At 68.8% G+C, this 20,108-nt stretch carries 18 protein-coding genes; 12 read left to right on the top strand and 6 right to left on the bottom strand.

Annotated features, from left to right (window positions below; translation table 11 throughout):
• Positions 1 to 186 precede the first annotated feature (186 nt).
• The 4 genes from IE264_RS34375 to IE264_RS34390 form a co-directional block, all read right to left on the bottom strand.
• Positions 187 to 459 (bottom strand): hypothetical protein, encoded by a 273-nt coding sequence (locus IE264_RS34375; protein ID WP_229887921.1) that lies wholly within the window; start codon positions 457 to 459, stop codon positions 187 to 189.
• Entirely contained in the window at positions 456 to 638 is a 183-nt protein-coding gene (locus tag IE264_RS34380; RefSeq protein ID WP_190167813.1) for a hypothetical protein, read from the bottom strand. The genes IE264_RS34375 and IE264_RS34380 overlap by 4 nt, the downstream gene beginning before the upstream one ends.
• Positions 639 to 943: 305 nt before the next feature.
• On the bottom strand, positions 944 to 1,339 hold the full coding sequence (locus tag IE264_RS34385) for a hypothetical protein (RefSeq protein ID WP_190167814.1): 396 nt from the start codon (positions 1,337 to 1,339) through the stop codon (positions 944 to 946).
• A gap of 171 nt (positions 1,340 to 1,510) precedes the next feature.
• Positions 1,511 to 2,641 carry a hypothetical protein gene (locus IE264_RS34390; RefSeq protein ID WP_190167815.1) on the bottom strand — a complete coding sequence of 377 codons (1,131 nt, stop codon included), beginning with the start codon at positions 2,639 to 2,641 and terminating at the stop codon, positions 1,511 to 1,513.
• Positions 2,642 to 3,043: 402 nt separating this feature from the next.
• Between IE264_RS34390 and IE264_RS34395 the strand changes: the two genes are divergently transcribed.
• From IE264_RS34395 to IE264_RS34445, 11 genes are all read left to right on the top strand, one after another.
• Entirely contained in the window at positions 3,044 to 3,799 is a 756-nt protein-coding gene (locus tag IE264_RS34395; protein ID WP_190167816.1) for a GntR family transcriptional regulator, read from the top strand.
• Between the two features lie 206 nt (positions 3,800 to 4,005).
• Entirely contained in the window at positions 4,006 to 5,175 is a 1,170-nt protein-coding gene (locus tag IE264_RS34400; RefSeq protein ID WP_190167817.1) for a helix-turn-helix domain-containing protein, read from the top strand.
• A complete protein-coding gene (locus tag IE264_RS34405; protein ID WP_190167818.1) occupies positions 5,172 to 5,762 on the top strand; it encodes a cysteine hydrolase family protein in 591 nt (196 codons plus the stop codon). The genes IE264_RS34400 and IE264_RS34405 overlap by 4 nt, the downstream gene beginning before the upstream one ends.
• Entirely contained in the window at positions 5,759 to 6,667 is a 909-nt protein-coding gene (locus IE264_RS34410) for an NAD(P)/FAD-dependent oxidoreductase (RefSeq protein ID WP_190167819.1), read from the top strand. Before IE264_RS34405 ends, IE264_RS34410 begins: the two co-directional genes overlap by 4 nt.
• Positions 6,668 to 6,767: 100 nt before the next feature.
• Entirely contained in the window at positions 6,768 to 7,064 is a 297-nt protein-coding gene (locus IE264_RS34415; RefSeq protein ID WP_190167820.1) for a helix-turn-helix domain-containing protein, read from the top strand.
• Between the two features lie 585 nt (positions 7,065 to 7,649).
• Positions 7,650 to 10,298: a hypothetical protein gene (locus tag IE264_RS38510; RefSeq protein WP_268247733.1), complete on the top strand. Its 2,649-nt coding sequence runs from the start codon at positions 7,650 to 7,652 to the stop codon at positions 10,296 to 10,298.
• Positions 10,295 to 11,125, top strand: a complete 831-nt coding sequence (locus IE264_RS34425) for a DciA family protein (protein ID WP_190167821.1) — start codon at positions 10,295 to 10,297, stop codon at positions 11,123 to 11,125. Before IE264_RS38510 ends, IE264_RS34425 begins: the two co-directional genes overlap by 4 nt.
• A gap of 237 nt (positions 11,126 to 11,362) precedes the next feature.
• On the top strand, positions 11,363 to 11,731 hold the full coding sequence (locus tag IE264_RS34430) for a hypothetical protein (RefSeq protein WP_190167822.1): 369 nt from the start codon (positions 11,363 to 11,365) through the stop codon (positions 11,729 to 11,731).
• A 304-nt stretch (positions 11,732 to 12,035) separates the two neighbouring features.
• Positions 12,036 to 13,739: a zinc finger domain-containing protein gene (locus tag IE264_RS34435; RefSeq protein ID WP_190167823.1), complete on the top strand. Its 1,704-nt coding sequence runs from the start codon at positions 12,036 to 12,038 to the stop codon at positions 13,737 to 13,739.
• 296 nt (positions 13,740 to 14,035) lie between these two features.
• Positions 14,036 to 15,499, top strand: a complete 1,464-nt coding sequence (locus IE264_RS34440) for a competence protein CoiA family protein (protein ID WP_190167824.1) — start codon at positions 14,036 to 14,038, stop codon at positions 15,497 to 15,499.
• 129 nt (positions 15,500 to 15,628) lie between these two features.
• Positions 15,629 to 17,053, top strand: coding sequence for a competence protein CoiA family protein (locus IE264_RS34445; protein WP_190167825.1), 1,425 nt, complete (start codon positions 15,629 to 15,631; stop codon positions 17,051 to 17,053).
• 242 nt (positions 17,054 to 17,295) lie between these two features.
• Here the strand turns inward: IE264_RS34445 and IE264_RS34450 are convergent, their stop codons facing one another.
• Both IE264_RS34450 and IE264_RS34455 read right to left on the bottom strand, forming a co-directional pair.
• The gene (locus IE264_RS34450) at positions 17,296 to 17,772 is read right to left on the bottom strand and encodes a hypothetical protein (protein ID WP_190167826.1); all 477 of its coding nucleotides are present in this window, start codon (positions 17,770 to 17,772) and stop codon (positions 17,296 to 17,298) included.
• A 615-nt stretch (positions 17,773 to 18,387) separates the two neighbouring features.
• Positions 18,388 to 19,728, bottom strand: a complete 1,341-nt coding sequence (locus tag IE264_RS34455; RefSeq protein ID WP_190167827.1) for a hypothetical protein — start codon at positions 19,726 to 19,728, stop codon at positions 18,388 to 18,390.
• A 146-nt stretch (positions 19,729 to 19,874) separates the two neighbouring features.
• Here IE264_RS34455 and IE264_RS34460 point away from each other — a divergent pair, with 146 nt between their 5' ends.
• The gene (locus IE264_RS34460; protein ID WP_190167828.1) at positions 19,875 to 20,108 is read left to right on the top strand and encodes an antitoxin MazE7; all 234 of its coding nucleotides are present in this window, start codon (positions 19,875 to 19,877) and stop codon (positions 20,106 to 20,108) included.

Consider the following 20,108-nt stretch of genomic DNA (forward strand, 5'->3'; position numbering starts at 1 on the left):
GGGAGCCTGGTGGTCGTCGTCGGCTGGGGGTGGGCGGTGTTGCGCATGGGCTCTCCTCCGGGAAGGGGGGCGAGGTGGAGCGGGCTGTCCGGCTCCCCTTCACCGCCGAGCCCCGCTCGCCCCGGCAGCGCGCACACGGCGCGGCGGAGTGGGCGGGGCTCGGCGGATCAGGCAGCCTGCAGACCGTCAGGCCGCGAGCAGGCGGGGCGGGCGGTGGCAGAAGGCAGCGTGCTCCTGGGCGAACTCGCTGTTCAGGCGCAGGGTCCAGGCGTACTCACCGCAGCCGGTGCACTCGCTGCTCAGGGAGCCGTCGCTGTCCCGGTGGATGTGCACGTCGGCCCCACCGCGGGTGCGCAGGCTGTCCATGAGAGTGGGGGCATGCGGGGCCGTGTACTCGGCGACCGGCTTGGTGGCGGGTCCGGCCGGGGCGGGTGCGAGCGTGAGGATCGTGGCGGTCATGGTGTGCCCTTCTTTTCGCGGAGGTGGGTGAGGTAGGCGTCCTGGAGGTCGGTGAACCGCTTCCAGAGCGGGGCCCCTTCCGTGCAGGGCTCCTCGGCGGTGCAGCACTGGCGGCCCTTGAGGTGGGCGCTCCAGGCGTCGGACGCGGCCATGTAGCGGGTGTGGAGGTCAGCAGCCACTGGGGGCTTCCTGTGCGGGGGAGGGGTGGGTCTCGGCGACGCGGTGTCCCCGGTCCCACGCCCTGGCGGCCGCCGTCGAGGCGACCGCCAGGAGCGTGAGAGTGAGCGGGTGGGCCAGGCCGTAAGCGGTGATGGCCCGGACCGCGTATTGCTGTGCTGCCTGAGCAGCACGTATCCGGTGGGGCATCGAAGTGGCTACCGCTTGCCGCCGCACTGGCACGGCTCGCGCCGCACGCTCTGGAACGGCTTGCCGTCAGCGCCCGTCTTGTTGACCGTGATCAGGCGCGCGGGGTGCCCGCAGCTACTCATCGGGCCTCCCCCGTACCGCCGCAGGGGGTGCAGGACTGCCAGTGCTGCCGGGTCACACCGTCACTGCTCGTATCAACCGTCCGGCCGCCTGCCCCCTGGCAGCTCGTGCACGGCCTGCCCGCCACAGGGCCCGCCGGAGCGGTCGGGGTGAAGGTCAGCGGGCGGGTGAGGAGGAGCACCGGCTGCCGGGTCGTGCCCGGGACCATCTCGGCGAAGGTCCGGCGCGCCTGGCGGCCCGCAGCCGCAGCCCGGCCGTCGCCGTCCGCTACCAGATGGCCGACTAGCTGACGGAAGAGATCGGTGTCTGTCTCGTCCCGCTCCGGGCCGCGCCGGTTGTCGTCGTCCTCCATACCGCCGTACCCACGGCCGTTCATCGGGCGGGTGCGTGTCATGCTTGCCTGCATCAGGTCCTCCAGTTCAGGTCCTGGACAGCCCCGGGGGCCTAATCCCTGGGGCTGTCGCCGTTCACTCTCCAGTTGGGGAGTCGACTGCTGTACGAGCAGCCGAGGCCCCGGCCGACCCTCGCGAGGGTCGGCCGGGGCCTCGGTCGTTCGTCCGCGGTGCTACCAGCGGTGGGTGAGGTCCTTCTCTTGCCGTTCCAGGACCGCGATGGTGGTCTCCAGGTCGGCTCGCTCCCACGTGGTGAGCGGTGTGTCACCGGCCTTGGCCGGGGCGAGGAGCATCTTGCGCAGAGCGGTCAGGACGTCGCGGACGCGCTGCTGGTCGGCCTGGTGGACCCGACCGGCCACCCGGTCCCACTGCTGGTCGCGCAGCAGGCGCAGCGCCCAGGCGCGCTGGTCGGCCTGCTCCTCCTGCTCCGTCTGCCGCTGGCGGCGGAGGGGTGCGGTCCGCTGGGTGTGGGCGGCGAGGTGGGCGAGACGGCGGCCGTCGGCGCACCGGGACTCTGCGAGCGAGCAGGTGGTGCAGATCGCAACGTGCGAGTGGACGAGCTTTGGGGCGGATTCGGTGAGGCGGTGGCCAGCCACGCAGCGAGACGTCGCCGGGGCGCAGGTCGTGCAGGTAGCGAGGTGCGGGCCGAGGAGTTTCGGCGCGGTCTCGGCAAGGCTGCGGGCATCGGCGCACCGTGCCTTCGCAGGGGCGCAGGTGGAGCAGGCGGCGAGGTGCGCGCTGACCAGCTTCGGTGCGGCTGCGGCGAGACGGCGGCCGTCCGCGCAGCGGGGTTTGGTGGCGGAGCAGGTCGTGCAGTTGTGGACGTGGATCTCGTTCAACTTGCGGGCCGTCTTGTCGTCGACGAGGCCGCCGACGAGCTGCATAACAGCCGGGGTGGGACGGGCCTGGGGCTTGCGGATGACGCGGTCGGCGCGGCGGCCGTTGGTCTCCGCGACGCCCTGCTCCAGGCGGCGGGACCACGTGGCGACGTTGACGTCGATCGTGACCAGGCGGTGGCTGCCGAGGCGGCAGCGGGCCGGGTCTTCGGTGCCGGCGGGCTCGGTGTGGTGGGGTAACAGCTTGGCCGTGGCCCGCTCAGTGTCGGCGACGCGGATCGGGACCCACGTGCGGCAGGACGGGCACACCAGGGAGATGCAGGCCGGGTCGAGGTCGTACTCGTGCGCCGGAAGCCTGGAAATGACGATCGGGTCGAGGTGGCTGGTGGTGCGGGACCGCGTCCGGCGCTTGCGCTCCTGGCTGACGGTCTGCACCTCACGCTCGTGAGCCGGTGCGGGTGCGGTCATGGGACAACTCCTCACGAAGGGCGGGTCGGGGCCGGGCGTCGCGGGTGCCCTCTCGGCCACGTCAGGACCCGCCGGAAACCCGGGCGTCCTGACGGACCGACAGCACATACGCGCTGCGACAGTGCAAACAGCAGTCACGGACACGCTCCGAGGAGTTAGTTGCCTCAAACTCTTCGCGCGGCCACCGAAGTGGCGACTGGTCGTGCGGTGTGGCAAGGCAGTCCGTCCTGAACCAAGCGACCGCCTTGCGACTTCGATATCGAAGTTGCAGTACGATGGTGTGCGATCTCCCTATCGATGTCAAGTTCTTCGATAGAGACGTGTCTACGCAATGTGTGTCGTGAGCCGGAGCTGACGCTGAGCATCGAAGCCCGTAGGATCGCTAGCGAAGTTAGGAGACACATGGCAGGCGGAAAGGGCTCTACGCGGCCCAGATACCTTCAGATCGCTGACGAGCTGAAGGCTGCGATCGAGCGTGGGGAGTACCGACCCGGTGATCGGTTGCCGGGGGAGAATGCCCTTGCGCCGCAGTACGGCGTCGCCGTGATGACGGCTCGGCGAGCACTGCGCGCGCTCACCAACGAAGGACTCGCAGAGTCTCGGAAGGGCGCAGGCGTGTTCGTTCAGGCCTTCCACCCCATTCGACGGCGCGGCATTCAGCGTCTGGCACAGGACCAGTGGGGTGCCGGTAAGTCGATCTGGTCGGCTGACGAAGACAGATCCCTGACAGTCGACCAGGTCTCCGTGCAGGAGACCGTTCCGCCAGCGCACATTGCCGAGATGCTCGACCTGAACGCCGACGAGAGCGCCTGTGCCAGGTCCCGGCGCTACGTACTGGATGGCCGACCAGTCATGCTTGCCACCTCGTACCTGCCCTACGCCCTGGTGAAAGGGTCGGCGATCACCCAGGCCGACACAGGGCCGGGGGGAACTTACGCTCGCCTCGCTGACCTCGGGCACGGCCCGGTTCGCTTCCGAGAAGAGATCCGCGGACGGCTGCCTAGTGCTGAGGAAGCGGCCGCGTTGGGCATGTCCCCTGAGCGCCCTGTCCTGAACATGTGCCGGACAGCCTTCGACGCCCAGCGTCAAGTTGTCGAGGTCAACGAGATGACCCTCGACTCTGCCTCGTATGTTCTGGACTACGAGTTCGATGCCTGACAGCAGCCAGGACTCGATGCGGACACGGCACCGCGGTGTGCTCGGGATCGACATGGTTCCTCCGCCGGAATTGCGGGCGTGGATCAACAAGAACCAGCATCCGCACCAGGGACCTTGAGCGAGATGTCCGGCCGTGGAAGTGGTGTAGCAACAGCGTGGCAATAGCGCCGTTGATACCTGGAAGGTGACCGCCAAGGGGGTGTGTAGTGATCGCTGTGGACAGATGGACGGGTGAGGAGGCGCTGCTGTTGCGGTCGGTGATGCGAGCGTCTGTGCGCGAGTTCGCCGGTCGCCTCGGCATCAGCCCTCGAACCGTCTCGAACTGGCAGCGGAACAAGGCGAGCGTCTGTCGTCCCCAGATGGCGCAGATCCTGGATACGGCGCTCTTCCAGTGCACCCCCGCTGAGCAGGAGGCATTCAGTCTTCGTCTGGCAGCGCTACGTGGAACGTCAGGTTCCCTCAACGCGGAGTTGGCAGCGCGTCCGGCACCGTGCACGGTCGTCTCTCACAAGTTCTTACCCGTGTACCTCGGTGAGCGCAGTACGCCCCTCCACGCTGCGGGTTCGCCAAGCGAGCCAGGGCCAGGCGGATTGGCGCAGCGAGTCCTGCCGGCTGACCATCACTCCGCGCAGTCGTCGACGGTGCACATATACGACTGCGGTGTCGCGGTGGTGCATCTCGAAGAGCACCACCGTCTCGAGACGTTGACCGACCTGGCGTTGTGGCGGTATCACACGTACCTCAAGGAGCCGCGCTGGGTAGGGGAGCGCATGGCCAGCCTGTTGGCCCGCCACGGCCACGACAAAAAGCAGTCTGCCCAGTCGCTCGTTCCGCAATACGTCCTGTCGGCCTACGAGCTCCGCACACATACCTGGTCAAACACCGGCCTGGACACGGCTCTCCAGCTACTCGCTACGCCATCGGTGCTTGTCAACCGGCAGAACCCAGCAAATGTGGTGCCGCTCGGGCCAGGGGTAGAGGAAGCCAAGTTCCGTGACGGCTGGGCTCACCCCGAGGCTGTGACATTCGACGGGGGAGTCTCCCGCGGCGTCGTCGGCTGGTCGGGAGTCGCATATCACCCGCAGCGCGACGAGAAAGCTCTGACCATGAGCCAGATCGTGGCTCTTGAGGTCGACGTACAAGCACTCTGGGCCCTCTCGTCGCACATCCTTCACATGATCGAAGACGGCCAGGACCCGGTGATGCCAACTCCTTACGGCTGGCGCTTCCTTCGCAGTGCGTATTTCCGGCTGACTACCGCGCGCCCCACCGAGACCGCCCAGCACCGGGTGATGCGCGAGGCCATCCTGGCCACCAGCGAACTTCCTGATCGGCTACGGGCCGCCCAGGACGCTCTCCGAGACAGCAATCCGTGACGGCCACGTGGAAGGCGGAGTTAGTGGACCCTCAATCGACAGCGCTGCTGGTCATTGATGTGCAGCAGGGCTTTGTGAACCAGCACAGTCAGGAGGTCGTCCCTGCGGTTGTCCGGCTGGTGGAGGGCTGGCAAGCGGTCGGCGCTCCCCTGGTGCTGTCACGGTTCCACAATGAGCCCGGATCGCCATACGAGACGATCACGGGATGGACGCGATTGCGTACTCCAGAGGAACAAGCCCTCGTGGCGGACCTGGTCCCCTTCGCTGCTGCCGCCGCCGCGATCATCGATAAGCCCCAGGCGTCAGTGTTCACCCCCGAAGGCGCCCGGACCATCCGCGATGCGGGCTGGACCGATCTGGTGTTGTGCGGCATCGACACAGATGCGTGCGTATACGACTCAGCTGTCGCCGCGTATCAGGCCGGGTACCGGCCTTGGATCGTCACCGACGCTTGTGCCTCCACCGGTGGTGCCCGGTACCACGACGCCGCACTACTGCTCGCTGGCCGGAACATCGGTGCTGAGCAACTGGTCACGAGCGAAGTTGTCTTGTCTCGAATCAGCGGAACGCAGGGGGGCCACGCATGAACGCACGCACCGAGACAGATGTGCTGGTAGTCGGCGCTGGCCCGTCAGGCATGGCGGCCGCGGTGATGGCGGGCAGCCTGAACCTTCGAACGGTCATCGTGGAAGCTGGCGCAGTAGGCGGCAAGCTGCATGTCATCGGGGCGCTGGAGAACGTCCCCGGCAACTGGTCGACCGGCCCTCAACTTGCTGAAGCTCTTACTGCCGACCTGGACCGCCTACAGGAGACTGGCCGATGCTCCGTCATACGGGGCCGTGCGGCCAGCGTCAGCGGCTACGACGACCGAGCGGAGCTGGTACTTGAGGACGGACGTGTACTGCGTGCACCACTGATCGTGGTCGCCACCGGCGTGAGCGCCTTGACGCCTGCCGATGCCGACTGGATCAGCGCTCCCGCACATTTGCCCGTTCCTCCGCTGTGGCGCACCGGGCCTGCAGACCTAACGGGCCGGACCTACGTCCTGGGAGGGGACCGCCCTCTCGGAACATGGCTCCGCACCCACCCACATTCCTCAAGAACGCTGCACGTTCTCTGTCCCTCAACAGATGACTACAAGATCACCGAAGTCGCGGGGGACGAGCGAGTGCGCATAATGCCCGTCTCTCACGTCGCCCTGTCGCCGATGGCCCACGGAGGCGAGTGGAACTTGCAGGTCAAGTACCGGCAGGGTGAGCACAAGTCCTACGTCGCCAAGACGGTGTTGAACAACCTCGGCAACAGGCCAACAGCTTTGGTCGGCCTCGCCTCGTCCGAGGACGGCTACTGCCCTCCGGGCAAACAGCACCCCCGGATCCGGGTCGCTGGCGACTTGAGGTCGCCGCAGTTCCAACGCGTCACAACTGCGCAGGGATCTGGGGCGGAAGCTGTGCTCGCCTACTACTACGCCTCCACCCTGAAGCCCTGCTGAAGCTCGACGCCCACCGCCCTATCGGCGTATCGACGCACGCCACAGAAATCGATCCCGTGGTGTATCTTTCAGGGATTCGGTGATCACGAGAGGTTGGGTCATGTCCAATGCGGATCCCATGCAGCGGGTGAACGCTCTTCTCGGCGATGTCCTGCCGCCAGCGCACGTGCGGCAGCAGTTGCGCCTCGCCGCGGGGCTCACTCAGCAGGAAGTCGCGGACGCCGTTGGCGTGAAGCGCCTGGCTGTAGCCCGCTGGGAGCTAGGTCAGACCCACCCTCGGCGGCCCCATCGCGCGGTCTACATTCACTTGCTCAAGGGACTCGCGGAGCGCTTCCCTGATGTCGCCGAGCTGGATGCGGGCAGCACGACGCCGGCCTCCGAAGGGGGGTCGGGATGACCTAGCGGCCATCGGCCGCGCGTGCCAATGAGGTGGACTGCAATCCACTGCGGCCCCGCGCGACCCGTCTCGCCGACCATCTGGTCGGCCGCTCAGTCCCGGTTGGCCCCGGTCCTGAGCTACAGCTCCTTGAGCTGATCTATACCCAGCAAAACCCCGCCTTGGCAGGCGGGCACCCGGTCCGCTTTGGCAAGCGGGCCACCCTGATCGTCAGTCCGGGAGCCCCTTTGGCAGGGGGCTCCTGAAGGTCGGTCTCAGCTTCACCCCGAATTCCAGCGGCTTTGGCAGGCCGTCGGTGCTCGGGGCTCCGTCCATACGAGCGCTCGCTCACGGTTTGGTCCCTTGGCAGGGGCCTGGTCGCGGTCGGGCGTCCATATGAAGGTTGGTCCTCGTCATAGTGCCCGACTTCCCGGTTTATGAAAAGCCGACCCCTGCCCGTTTCGAGCTGGTTTGGTTGGCCGGATCGTCCCGTGTGACGGGATCGCCGGTCGCTTCATCCGCTTTTACGCCTTTTACGACACGCTTCTCGTCTGTTGTAGGAACGTACTTGTACGGGTCAGTCACCCGGTATAGCGGTGGGGCCCTGTGAGCGCGGGCGCGGCGTCGGCCGCCCTGCTGGACCACGACGTCTGGGAGGTCGTCGACAACTCGGTCGACGAGGCTTCGTTCGGGCGTTCGCGAGCCCGGCTTCGGCCGGCGCAGCGCGGTGTGCGCACGCGCTTCGGGCCTCTTCCCGCCCAGGCCGGGCCCGCACCGAAGCGCAAGGCCGGACACCCGCTGGCCCTGGGCAGGGGCACCTGTGCGCGGCTGAAGGGTGCGGTCCGTGCGCTGCTGGACGCCGATGGTCTGGCTGGTATGCCGGATCCGGTACGTCTGGCGGTGGTGGTGCTGGCGTCGCGGACACCGTCGGAGTCGGGTGAGGTGGAGATCCGTACGGCGGAGCTGGGCCGGTGGATCGGTCTGTCCAAGTCCCGCACCGCTACGGCGGTCGTCCCGGCCCTGCAGGAGTCCGGTCTGGTCACGGTGGAGACGGCGGAAGGCGAATTCAAGCAGCACGACGGGCTGCTGTGCCGTGTGCAGCCCATGTGGGCGGCTCAGGGCGTGGCGGGGCACCCGCTGAACCTGGTGAAGAAGGAGCTCGCGACGTTCCTGGCGCTGATGGAGGCCGTGATGGCCCCGGGCTGGGCGCACAGGGACGGCTCGGCCACTCCGGCCGGGCTGCTCGGTCCGCGTACAGGCCGGGGTGCGGCGACGGACCGGTTGGCGCTGCTGCTGCTGGTGCTGGAGGCGCGGGAGAACGGGTGGGTACGGCAGCGCGGCGGCAGCGTGGATACCCGGCGCGGCCGCCCAGTGGCGACTCTGGCCCGGCTGTTGGGCTGCACCCTGTCGACGGCAGAGCAGGTGTTGGAGCGGCTGGAGGACATGCAGCTGGTGCGGCGGCCTCGGATGAAGACGGTGTCCAAGCTGAACCAGCGCAGTCGGCTGGTGGTGCCGGCTGTCGCCGCCGCGCACGGCAATAGGGCGGTCGCCGACGTGCAGGAGGAGCGTGTGGAGGCTCCGGATCCCGATTTTTCAGACCCCGACGATACGGCAGGGCCTAGTGAGGCTCCAAGGGCCGGGGAAACAGTGCAGGTCAGCGAGGTTGAGGAGGTCGGGAGGGCTGCATCCGCAGAGCCCGACGCTACGGCAACCCTTCACACTGATCACCCTCACCTGGTTACTCCCGTCGTTCCTCCGCAGCTCTCTGGTGGCTTTTCCGGCGAAGGCCGTGGGACGAAGGGCCGTCGGCCGGAGCGCGCGGGCGCGGGCGAGGACCAAGCCGTCGGGGGCGAGACCAGCGCTGTCGGGACCGGGTTGCCGGTGGCGGAGGGCGGCCCGCTCCGCGGGGAAAAGCCGAAGGAGTCCTCGGTCGATGAACAGGCAGGACAGCGCGCTGCCGGGGCTGGGGCCGGTGGTTGGCCGAAGGCTGTGGGTGGTGGAAAGACGCAGCAGCAGCGGGTGGGCCTGCCTGCTGATCTTGGTCTGCGGGTGGCACTGGGGCCGGTGTCGTGGCTGTGGGAGCGGCTGTCCGGCTGGCAGCAGGACCAGGTGGCGGCGGCAGCGAAGGCGGAGCTCTCGCAGCTGACGGGCTTGGGCGTGGCAGCGGAGCGAGCGCCGCGGCTGCTGGCCGACCGGCTCACCGACCGCCTGGAGGAGACCGGCGGCGAGGCCTTGATCAGAGAGCCGTTCGGGTGGCTGATCGGCCGGGGCCTGGTGCGGCGGCCCTCGTGCTCGGACCGGCGGTGCGACGACGGCACCCGCCTGGACACCGGCGGCGAGTGCGGGAACTGCGGCAACGTAATCCACATCAGGCGCGCTCACCGTGCTCGGACCGCTGCGGAGATCGACCGGGAACTGCCTCACCTGGGCGGCGAAGAGCGCCGCCGCGTCCTCGAGGAGCGGCTGCGCGAGCATGCTGCTGGCGAGGCGGGGGACCTCATGCGGCGGCAGGAGCAGGCCCGTGCGGAGAAGGCCCGGCGTGCTGCGGTTCGTGCGGCTGACCAGGAGCGGGCGGAGGACGAGCGTGCGGCCGCGGCTGCCGCTGAGGCGGTTCGTCAGGCGCTGGCGTGTGAGGACTGCGGGCAGCAGCAGGCCGGGGGACTGTGCGAGGCGTGCGGCTACCGGCGCCGGACCGAGACCCTGGTCGTGGAGGCCGGGATGGTCGCGGCCACCTGGGCGGCCGACCTCGCCGACCAGGCCGACGTCGACGCCGTCACCGCCGACGTCCGGGCCTCGCTGGCTGCCGATATCGAGCGTGCCCGGCGGGCGTTCCTGGACTCGGCACCGTCCGGCGAGCTGGACGCCGACCCGATCGGCGCGGCGGCCGTGCTCGCTTTCGGCGCGCTGCGGGCGGTGGAGGCGGCGCTGCCGGAATTCCGCAGCAGCGCGCTGGGGCGGCTGGCCCGGACCGAGGAAGCTGACGCGGAGGCCCGGCGGGCCTTCAAGACCGAGCAGGGGCGGCGCTGGTTCCGGCACAACCCGAACGGTGCGGACGCCGTCGCGGCGGCGACGAAGGCCGCCGACACCGCCCGGGAGCGCGCTGCCGAGTACCTGCTCGCGACGCGGCTGAAGCAGCTGCGCGAGCAGGGCGCCGACCGGACCGAGCAGGCCGTGGCCGTGCCGTGGACGGACCGGCTGCCCGAGCTCGCCGCCCGCCAGCTGGACGCCGACATGTCCGGGGCGGTGATCGCATGACCACCGAGCCGAGCGGCGTCGACCTGGCGCGCCAGGCCCTGCTCGCGGCCCGGGAGGCGGCGAGGAAGAACGGTGCCACCGCTAAGAAGCCGAAGCGGCGCACCACCAGCGTCGTACGGCGCGAGGGCCGTGAGCCACTCGGGCTGGGCGGCGCGATCGGCATGATGATGACCGAGCGCGGCATGGCCGCCCCGGCCGCCGGCGGCAGCGTCCTCGCCGACTTCGACACCATCCTCGTGGCGGTCGTGCCCGAGCTCGCCGGGCGGGTCCAGGCCGTGGCATTCGACGCAAAGATCGGCCGCCTGGACGTTGTCCCCGACCTTCCGGCAGCCGGGACGCAACTGCGCTGGAGCGCACCGAAGCTGATCGCGGCGGCCAACGAGCGGGTGCCTGGCGTGAACGTCCGCGCCCTGCACGTCCTACCGCCCGCCCCCGTAAGGGCCGGCCCCGCCACGGCGGCCGCCGAAGTGGCCCCGCAGCCGACCGCACCCACCGCGCCGCTGCAGCGGCCGGATCCGCCGGAGGGCTACCGCGAGGCCATCGCCGCCCACCGCGCTACCTGGACCAGGCAGCAGCACACCAACCCGAAGATTCAGAAGGCGGCCGAACGGCAGCTCCGTGAACGGCTCCGGGAACCGGAGGACAACTTCGCCGACGGCCGCCAGGCCCTCGAAGAACTCCAAGCCAAAGCAGCCGCCCAGCAGCAGGTGCGACCCAGCGACGCATCCCGGGCACGGGCCCTGCAACGCCTCGCCGCCGAACGCGCCGGGCTGACCACCATCGCCCCGGCTGCGGCCGCGCCGCAGCGGCTGGACCGTACAGCGTGATTGTCGTGCCAGTGACGCGTTGAGTCAGTGCGGCTCGATGCAGATGCGAGTGACGATGGGCGGGCCCGTGTCAGCGGCTGGCCGACTGGAACGGAAGAGGACATGCCAAAATCTCGAAAGCGCCGCCCAAAGCCGTCCGCAGCCCAACGCAAGGAGCTCCGCCTCCGGCTCGCCACCCCGGTACCTCCACCCAGACCCAAACACCCCTGCTACGAGCAGACATGTCCCGATGAGACATTGATCGACGAGTTCGGAGAAGTGGGGGCCGACTGGCTCCACGATGCTTACGGACGACCGCTGACACTTGCTGACTTTGCGCTGGAACAGAGCATCCGTACAGACTCGTTCCTCCTCGACGACCCCTCCACGGGGCCAGAGGTCACTACGGCTGAACGTCTCAGCAGACTCATCGACACAGCCCACCACGTCTTCTTCTCGATCGCTGAGAAGCAAGGCTCGGTACCCCCGGAGCTGGCACGCGAGGTGGCGCAATTCCTAGCAGCGCCCCCGGTCGACTACGCATCCGAAGGCGTCGATGTCTTACGCACCGCCTTCGAGGTAGGACACCTCTTCCTCAACGACCGGAGGATGTGGGACCTCGACTGAGGCTGCCTCAGCAGCGGGTCCGGCCCAGCGACGTCTCGCGCGCTCGGGCCCTGCAACGCCTCGCCGCAGAACGCGCCGGGCTGGCCACCATCACGCCTGCGGCGGCCGCGCCCGAGCGGCTGGACCTTACGGCGTGATTCGCGGTAGGCACCGGGTGGGTAAACAAGGGTGATCGGCTGCGAGGGGAAGGGGCCGGCTGTCACGCTTTGTTGAGTTGAGAGGAACAGGAGGGCGCGTGCGGCGTGATAGACGGCAGATCCAGACAGCGGTTCTCGGCAGTGCGGATTCGGAGGATCCACTCGTCTTGCCGCTGGAGGCCATCGAGCTGGACGCTTTTCGCCTCCGTCACGAGCACCACTCCTTCTGGTGCGGGCTCCTCCTCGGGGGCTGCGGGGGCCAACTGACGACGAAGCTCTACACCGACCGGGTCTGCCACTTCGCACACAATCCCGGGGGCGAAGGGCATCGGCCTCTGTGCGGTCGCTCTTCCCGAGGCGTGAACAGCGCGGATCACCTGTACGTGAAGTCCGCGACAACTGCCTGGCTGCGTTCCCGGGGCGAGAGGGCCGATTTCGACTTCGCGCGGCCGGACGGGGCCCGGATCGGATCCGTAGTCGATATCCAGCTTCAGCACAACGCGCTGCGCGTGCACTTGGACAGCGAGGTCACACCTGACTGGGATCAAGAGGGCCATGAACCGGTGCTCGGAGTTTCTGTGCCCGTGGACCCGGGCACACTAATCCGCCGGTGGTACGTCCACCGCATCCGGCTGGACAGTCAGGGCACCACCCGCCAGGTCCAGATCGGCACCGAGGCCTTCGCCCGGCCCACGGAGTGGTTCGGGCTGAACGAATGCGCGATGACACAGCGCGGACTCTCCACGCCGGCGGTGCGGCGCATCGTGGAGTCCCGCACCGCACCATCACCGCGGTGGTCCCCGCCCAGAGCCCGTAAGGAGACGTCTCCGGACGCCCGGGCGCGCGCTCTTCTGAGCCGGTTGGTCGACGCACGCGTATTCAGGAACGAAAGTTCCGCCGATCACGTCTGCTGGCAGATCGCCCAGCTGGAAGGGGTGAGCGAGTCGGTGCGGGCGGCACTGGATGTCGCAGTGGCAGAGGCTCAGGTCTGGAGAGAGGAACTGGCCGAGTCACGCCGCGAGCTGGTCTCCAGCCTAGAGCAAGCCCTTGAGGCACAAGACTCTCAGCATGTCCGTTCCCTGCTGGGGAAGATCAAATCGTCGGCTGCCGACGGGCGTACCAGCAGTGAGCAAGCTGTTGTCGACCGGGCGGCTGAGCACCTCGCTGCTGCGGCCCTTGTGACGCAGAGGAGAATCCAGGCGCAGGTGGCCGCCAAGACTGAGTCCGCGGACGCTGCAAGCAGTGTCGGAAAGATCCTCAACAATCTGCGTCGCGGGAAGTATGAGGACCTGGGGAGAGAGATCGAGGAACTCGACCGCTGCGCGAGCATCGCCGGCGGACGGCTGACGATCCACCACAAGCGTCAGATCGCGCAGTGGAAGCAGAGGCACCACAGTGCTTCTTACGCACAGGACAGGCAGCCGCGAGACAGCACTCGGCTGGGGAAGACCACGCCGCCCCCAGCTACGAAACCTGTTCTACGACGCTACTGGATTCACCGAGAGTGCCCGATCTGCCTGTCCGCGGCGGGCAAGGAATGCCTCGACAACGACGGCCGGGGGAAGTGGACCTGGCGGCTGTCCCCTCATGACGAACGAGTCAGACTGCCCCCGAAGGCGGCGCAGACCCGGGACACACCGCAAGAGGTCGGCCAGAACGCACGGAGAGGACGAGGGCCCGCTCCGGAAGCGAAGCCGGTCAAGCGGGAACCACGGACCAGTCGGGACTCGACAACAGCCCCGTCATGGACGGTGAAGGACATCGTCTGTCCCGATTGCGCCGCGACGCCTGGGTGGCACTGCAAGCCTCGCAGCAGCCACCCGCACCCGGAACGTGCCAGACAATTCCAGCTTCGGTGGCCCGCCAGCTAGGACCTCGTCGCCGACCACCTCGTACGCCAGGACCGCAGCACGGGGCCAGCACGACCCGGGCTGGAGGACGGCTGCACCGACAGCGACCGTGACGCCGTTCGCGCCAACGCCGACCGGGAATGGGACATCTGCCGGGAACGCTGAGCTGGCATCTGTCCGTGGCACCGGGCGGGCCTCCGGGGGTGCACTGGAGCTCTCAGGCCTGCGGTCCAGAAGTGACTGTCAGTGTCGTCTGCTATTTGCTGTCCTGTCAGATTTCCGCTGTATGCGGGTGATCGTTCAGGAGATGCATCCATATGCCTTTCGTTGCTTTTCATCCGGAGTCGGGCCGGATCGACGCCACTCAGCCGGAGCTCGGGGCCGGGCTGGAATGGGGCCACGTCTATAAGGTCTCGCCGCGCGTCTTCCTCAGCTGTCCTGAGTGCGGGTGGGGTGTCCACGCCAAGCATTCGCCGAGCCGCGTGCGGTTCTTCTGCCATGACCGCGGGCGGCCGCCGGAGTGCTCCCTGGCGAACGAGTCCTGGGAGCACCACATGCTGAAGCTGGAGATGGCCGGTGCCATCCGTGCGGCGGGGTGGTTCGCGCAACTTGAGGTCGCTGCTGACGACGGCTCGTGGCGGGCCGACGTGATGGCTTCCTCGCCCGATGGTGAGCGGCGAATGGCGTGGGAGGCCCAGCTTTCACCGATCACGGTGGAGGACATTCAGGCCCGCACCGACCGGTACATGGCTGAGGACATCGCTGTGTGCTGGGTTTCGCCCCACAAACAGCCGTCTGTGTGGCTGGGATCGGTACCGTCCGTGCGTGTCCGAGTGCCGGAGGAGGCCGACGAACCATGGGTCGTGGACGACGGGCTCGGAGGCTTCGCCGAGGGCACCTGGTCCTTCCAGGAGGCCGAGCTCACCCGGTTCGTGCAATGGGTGGTGCGCGGCCAGTTACGTCCCTGTCGAAGCCTGCCGAAACACCGCGAGGTGCTGCGCCTGGTCGGCGGGGAGCACCACTGGTTCGTCCGCGATCTGTGGTGGACCTCGCGCCAGTCCGCGGAAGCGCAGAGTTCGTACGAATGGGAGCGTGAGCGGCGGGAAGAGGCCGCGCGTCAGCGAGAGGCCCGCAGACAGGAACTGGAGAACGCCTCACGGGAGCGCCGGAGGGTGTGGCTGGCGTCCCCGGCGGGCCTGAAAGCCCAGAAGAGGCGCCAGGAGATCCTGGCGCAGAGGGAGGCGCAGAAGCGGGAGAGGAAGATGGCTTCCCGGCGGCCGTCTGTACAACGCGACGCGGAGGCGGCCCGGCAGCGGGCGCTGCGCGACGAGGAAGTGGCTCGGCACCGGGCGGAGGTCCGGGAACGTCGGGCCCGGGAGTTCGCGCGGCAGCAGGAGCTCGAAGCTCAGCGCCGGGCTGCCCTCCAGGAACTGGAGTCGCGGGCGCATTCGACGGCGGAGGCTTGGTGGGCTCTGCTTTCCCGCACGGGGGTGGAAAGCCTGTTCAGAGCTGTTTTCGACGCCGCTCGGAGACGCGAGGGGCTTGAGGTTCGAATCCCTCAGGGGGGTGGAGTAGCGGCGAGTTTCGCCTACGGAGTGCCGGTCCACGCCTCCAACGGCCTTTACGGGATTGTGCGGCCTTGCCCGGAGCTGGTCCCTCTCTCTCCGCAACTTGTCTTCCAGCGGGTCTTCGCCCTCAACGCCAGGGAGGCCCAGGAACTGCAGGCGAGTGGCCTGCGGGCCGCGCACATCACGCACTTGAGCCTCGCCGACCTTGAGTAGCCAGAGCATCCCTGCCCTGCCGCCCAGGCCCACCAACGACAGTGATCCGACTCAATTGTCAGTGCCGGCTGCTATCTCCTTACCTGTCAGCTACGCCGCGTTTCGCCGGATCGCCAGGAGATGCGATTCATGCCTTTCACCGCGCTGCACACCGGCCTCGGCCGCCTCGACGCCACGCTCCCCGACCTCGGCCAGAAGCTGAAGTGGTCCCAGGTCCACAAGGTTCGTCCCCGGCCTCCGCTCGTCTGCCCCGAGTGCGAATGGAGCCTGCACGCCAAGGTCTCCGGGCAGGGAATGCCCTTCTTCGCCCATGACCCCGGGCGGCCGCCGTCGTGCGAGCTGGCCAACGAGTCGTGGGAGCACCACATGCTGAAGCTGGAGATGGCGGCCGCGATCCGGGAAGCCGGGTGGTTCGCCGAGCTGGAAGTCCCTGCCGCGGACGGCTCGTGGCGCGCGGACGTCATGGCCACCTCGACCGACGGCACCCAGCGCATGGCCTGGGAAGCCCAGTTGTCCCCGATCACCGTCGACGACATCCACGAGCGGACCGAGCGCTACCGGGCCGAGGACATCCGGGTGTGCTGGGTGTCCCCGAACAAGAAGCCCCCGCAGTGGATCAGCGCCGTGCCCGCGGTCCGGGTGCGGGCCCCGGCGGACCGGGAGCAGGCATGGATGGTGGACGACGGAGTCGCAGGGTTCGACTACCGCGCCGGCGGCTGGGCCTTCCGCGAGGAGCGGCTGCCGCAGTTCGTCCGGTGGGTGCTCAACGGACAGCTCGTGTCGGTCGAGAGTTACCCCCGCTACCGGCGGGTGCGGCGTGTGGTCGACGGCGAGCAGCTGCGGTTTAGGCGAGGACGGTGGTGGACGTCGCTGAAGTCGTCCGAGGACCAGACCCGGCATGAGCTGACGCGCCGGCGCCAGGAAGCGGCGAAGGAGCAGCGCGAGGCCCGACGCCAGCAGCAGGAGAAGGAGGCGGAGCAGCGGCGTAAGGAGCTGGAGGAGAAGGAGCGGATCCGGAAGGCGGAAGAGGCCGAACGCCTGCGCAAACAATGGGAGGAGGAGGCCCGCATCCGCAGGGCGGAGCGGGACAAGCGGTGGGCCGAGGAGAAGGCTCAGCGCGCCCAGGAGGAGGCCGAGGAGGCCAGACGTCTCGCGGTGGAGCAGGCCGAGCGGGAGGAACGCGAGCGTCAGACCGTGGCAGAGGCGACGTTGTGGTGGCGCCGGTTGTCGAAGCAGCAGATCGACGAGCTGTTCGCCGCGGTGGCCGAGCGGGCCTGGCGCGAGGAGAAGCTGTGGCTGACGATCCCCGATGAACCGAAGATGGATCCGACGTTCGCTTACGGAGTGCCGCTGTACTGCCAGCGAAACCGCCGCCGTTTCTTGTACGGAGTCGTACGCCCATGCCCGAGCCTGGTGACAGCCTCGCCCAGGGCCCGGGAGGAGCCCGCTCTGGTCCGCAGCCCCCAGGAAGCCAAGGAGCTGGAGGAGGCAGGGCACGAAGGGCGGATCACGCACTTCGACTTCCCCGAACATGAGCAGCTGTCCATGTGCTGACGCCCCTGGCAGGCAGCAAGAAATGCGGGCCTGTTCCCAACGCTTTGCCGGGCGTACGCTCCGGCCATGACACCTACCGCAACGTCCGCAGACCGTCAGGATTCGGATCCCGGCTGGGGATTCACCCTCGCACTCTGAACACCCAACGGCCCTCACCGACCAGCCGCCGGTGAGGGCCTTCTGTTGTGTCACGGCGGACCCATACCGGCCCCACTTCTCGACCGGCGTTCTACGCGCTGGCCCTATCCGTTGGCCTCGTTGAGGTACTGCTGGTCGACTGTGCGGACGCGGCGCTGCTCCCGTGCCCGCCGCTGGTGCTGGATGAGGGCGTGCAGCAGGCCGGCAGCGATGAAACCGCCGGTCGTCAGGGCCAGGAGCGAGGTGATCGCTTCCGTTCCCGCCCTGGCACCGGCGGTCCCGGGTGCGTAGTGCGCCTCCACGAACCGGGCGGCGACAACGGCCACGGCTGCGACGGAGAGGGTCGCGGCCGCAAGCCAGAGGAGCACGATGGTCAGCGGGTCCCACAGTTTCCGCTCGATGGGCAGTCCAAGGCCTTGGCGGACCGCCCGCGCCTGGGCCTGGCTGCGGTGCGAGGCAACCCATCCGGCAAGCACCGAGCAGGCCGAGGCCATCAGCAGCATCCAAACGGCCCCCTCCAGCAGGACCTGCGCGCCGTGCGGTACGAACCGGGCCGTCATGACAGCCGGTAACGCTGTCACGGCCAAAGCCCCCGCCAGCGCCTTCCACTTCGCCGACCACATCTGATCAGCACCGGCTCGCCACCGCCTTGCACATCCCGTTACCGCCAGGACCGCCCCGGCCCAGAGCGCTGCGCACAGCACCAACGGTTCCACGAAAACGCTCCCTACCTCGGTGATGGGCGCCAACCCGACGCGCGCCGCACGCTGTTCATCCTGGCGGTGCGGGAATGGTGCGGGGCGGGCGTTCCGTCACCGGCACCAGACGCCAGCCACCCACCCCGGACCGGCAGCCTCCCACACCGAAGCACGTCGCAGAGTCGCACCGGCCGCGTGACCTTTGCGGGCAAGGCCACCTGGGAAGGAGTAGTCGCTTGTCGGCAGTTGACGGTCGGGCTTGACCCTGATGTTGCTGTCCACCATCGGGCACGTCACTGGCCCTGTCGCGGCCGCCGGCCTGGTGCAGAGGTACATGGGACGCCTGGTGCCGGGGGATGTCTGGTGCTGTGACGCGAGAGGATTCTCCTTGGTGCCAGCGTCGTAGTGCTGGATGAAGGCGCCGGGAAGAAGGCGAACCCTGCCTCCTGGGTCATCCGGCACGGGCAGCCCGCTGGGGGCGGCGCTGCCGGCCCGCTTCTACTCGTGCTTCTTGCGTAGCAGCTGCCGGAGTGCGCCGCGCAGCCCCTTCTGCCTGCGCTGCACTGTCACGTCCGGCGCCTTGGAGGGAAGCGGCGGCGGGCTGAGGGGCGGGTGAAGGGGGAGCGGCGGAATCACTGGGCCGGTTGGTCGGCCGTCACGGTCAGGGAGGGGACAGGTGGCACTCTGCGCCGTGGGGGACTGCGTGCCCGCTCCCGGAGCGCCGATCCCGGCTTCGGCCTGCGTCTGGGGCTGCGGGGGCGGAGGCTTCTTCTGCCGGGGCTGGGCAAGTTCCGGTGCGTGCGGCGACACAGGGGCCGCCGGTGAAGGACCGGACGTCGGCGCGGGAGCCGGGGGAGCCTGGCGGGAGGCGTGGAGTTCTCGTGCATCGGCGCGGCGCCTGCGCCAGCGGGCGCGTTGGACATCTTCCAGCGCCTGCATGACCTCCCGCGCCTCACGCAGGCTGAAGGTTGCCTTCGTCCCGGTCATCTGGTGCAGAGCCAGGGGTACCAGGCCCCAGCGGGTGGCGTCCGGCTCGGGCAGCGGGTGGCTGATCCGCCAGTCGTTCGGCCAGACCTTCCGCCGCCAGTCGGGGAAGTCCCACGCTTCGCCCTTCTCAGGGGCGTGGACGAAGTCGTGGACTCCGTAGGGGATCAGGACCTGCTTGCCGTCGAGCCAGTAGACCCCGCCGCCCGCAGTGATCACGGCAAGCTGCTCCGCGGTCGGCGCGATCGTGGCGTGGACGGTCCTGTCCCGGCCGCGTGGGGCGACGGAGAGCTTTCCGCAACGGGCGAACTGCATCGGGTCCTTGGCCAGGAACCACACATGCGCCGCCCCGGGGCCGAACTGGGCGCGCACCGCCCGCTGCCGGGCGAGGATCCGGTCCGCGCCGGGCAGCGTACGGACATGCTCGATGACCACGGTCTGCTCAGCACCGCGCACCACGATGGCGGGCGGGTGCCCGGTGGCCGGCGGGTCGCCCTCGTCCTCGATCTCCGGGTCGCGAACAAGGACAAGGTCGACGGGCACGCCCGGCCACGCCCGCACGAGAGTGTCCCGGAGTTCGAGGACCACCTCGTCGTCCAGGCCGGCCTTCCGGCGCCGCTCAGCGGGAGCCGGGCATCCGGCGCTGGATTCATGCCGGAAGTGGGGCTGCTGTTTCGCCGTCGGGCTCAGAGCCCGTGCGATCAGGTCCTGGCCGCAGGCCCGGCATGCGTAGCGCCCGCGGATCGTGCCTGCGACGCCGTAGGGGCCGCGGGCCAGGCCGGTCTCCAGGCCCGCCCCCTTGTGCAGGCTCTCGATTAACTGCCGCGTCTTCCGGTCCCAGACCCAGTCGCTCATTCCCGTGATCATGCCGGTACGTTCCGTATCTGCAAAGCGCGGGGGCGGAAGTCGGGCCAGCGCGGGGTCGCGCAGGAGGTGCCGTGGCGACACATGTGCCTCAACACGGCACACCCAAAAAGTATCCGTCCAAGTATGCTGAAGGCATGAGTGACACAACCGTCAAGATCGACACGGAAACGCGGGACCGGTTCGCCGCCGTGGCCGCCGCTCGCGGACAGACCGTCAAGGGCTATCTCGCCGCGCTGGCGATAGAGGAGGAGAACCAACTGACGCTAAAGCGCGCGACGGGCCTCTTCCGGGCCGCCGTGACGCGTCCGGGGTTCGCGGAAGCCTTCGACCGCGACTTCGGCGGCCTCCCTCAGCGCCGGGTGGCCTGA

This window comes from Streptomyces microflavus, from assembly GCF_014650075.1.
Lineage (GTDB): Bacteria > Actinomycetota > Actinomycetes > Streptomycetales > Streptomycetaceae > Streptomyces > Streptomyces microflavus.

Bases quoted from the DNA above. Each gene is read 5' to 3' on its own strand.
- IE264_RS34375 (WP_229887921.1), bottom strand. From the start codon at position 459: ATGACCGCCACGATCCTCACGCTCGCACCCGCCCCGGCCGGACCCGCC.
- IE264_RS34385 (WP_190167814.1), bottom strand. From the start codon at position 1,339: ATGACACGCACCCGCCCGATGAACGGCCGTGGGTACGGCGGTATGGAG.
- IE264_RS34390 (WP_190167815.1), bottom strand. From the start codon at position 2,641: ATGACCGCACCCGCACCGGCTCACGAGCGTGAGGTGCAGACCGTCAGC.
- IE264_RS34395 (WP_190167816.1), top strand. From the start codon at position 3,044: ATGGCAGGCGGAAAGGGCTCTACGCGGCCCAGATACCTTCAGATCGCT.
- IE264_RS34410 (WP_190167819.1), top strand. From the start codon at position 5,759: ATGAACGCACGCACCGAGACAGATGTGCTGGTAGTCGGCGCTGGCCCG.
- IE264_RS34415 (WP_190167820.1), top strand. From the start codon at position 6,768: ATGTCCAATGCGGATCCCATGCAGCGGGTGAACGCTCTTCTCGGCGAT.
- IE264_RS34425 (WP_190167821.1), top strand. From the start codon at position 10,295: ATGACCACCGAGCCGAGCGGCGTCGACCTGGCGCGCCAGGCCCTGCTC.
- IE264_RS34440 (WP_190167824.1), top strand. From the start codon at position 14,036: ATGCCTTTCGTTGCTTTTCATCCGGAGTCGGGCCGGATCGACGCCACT.
- IE264_RS34445 (WP_190167825.1), top strand. From the start codon at position 15,629: ATGCCTTTCACCGCGCTGCACACCGGCCTCGGCCGCCTCGACGCCACG.
- IE264_RS34455 (WP_190167827.1), bottom strand. From the start codon at position 19,728: ATGAGCGACTGGGTCTGGGACCGGAAGACGCGGCAGTTAATCGAGAGC.
- IE264_RS34460 (WP_190167828.1), top strand. From the start codon at position 19,875: ATGAGTGACACAACCGTCAAGATCGACACGGAAACGCGGGACCGGTTC.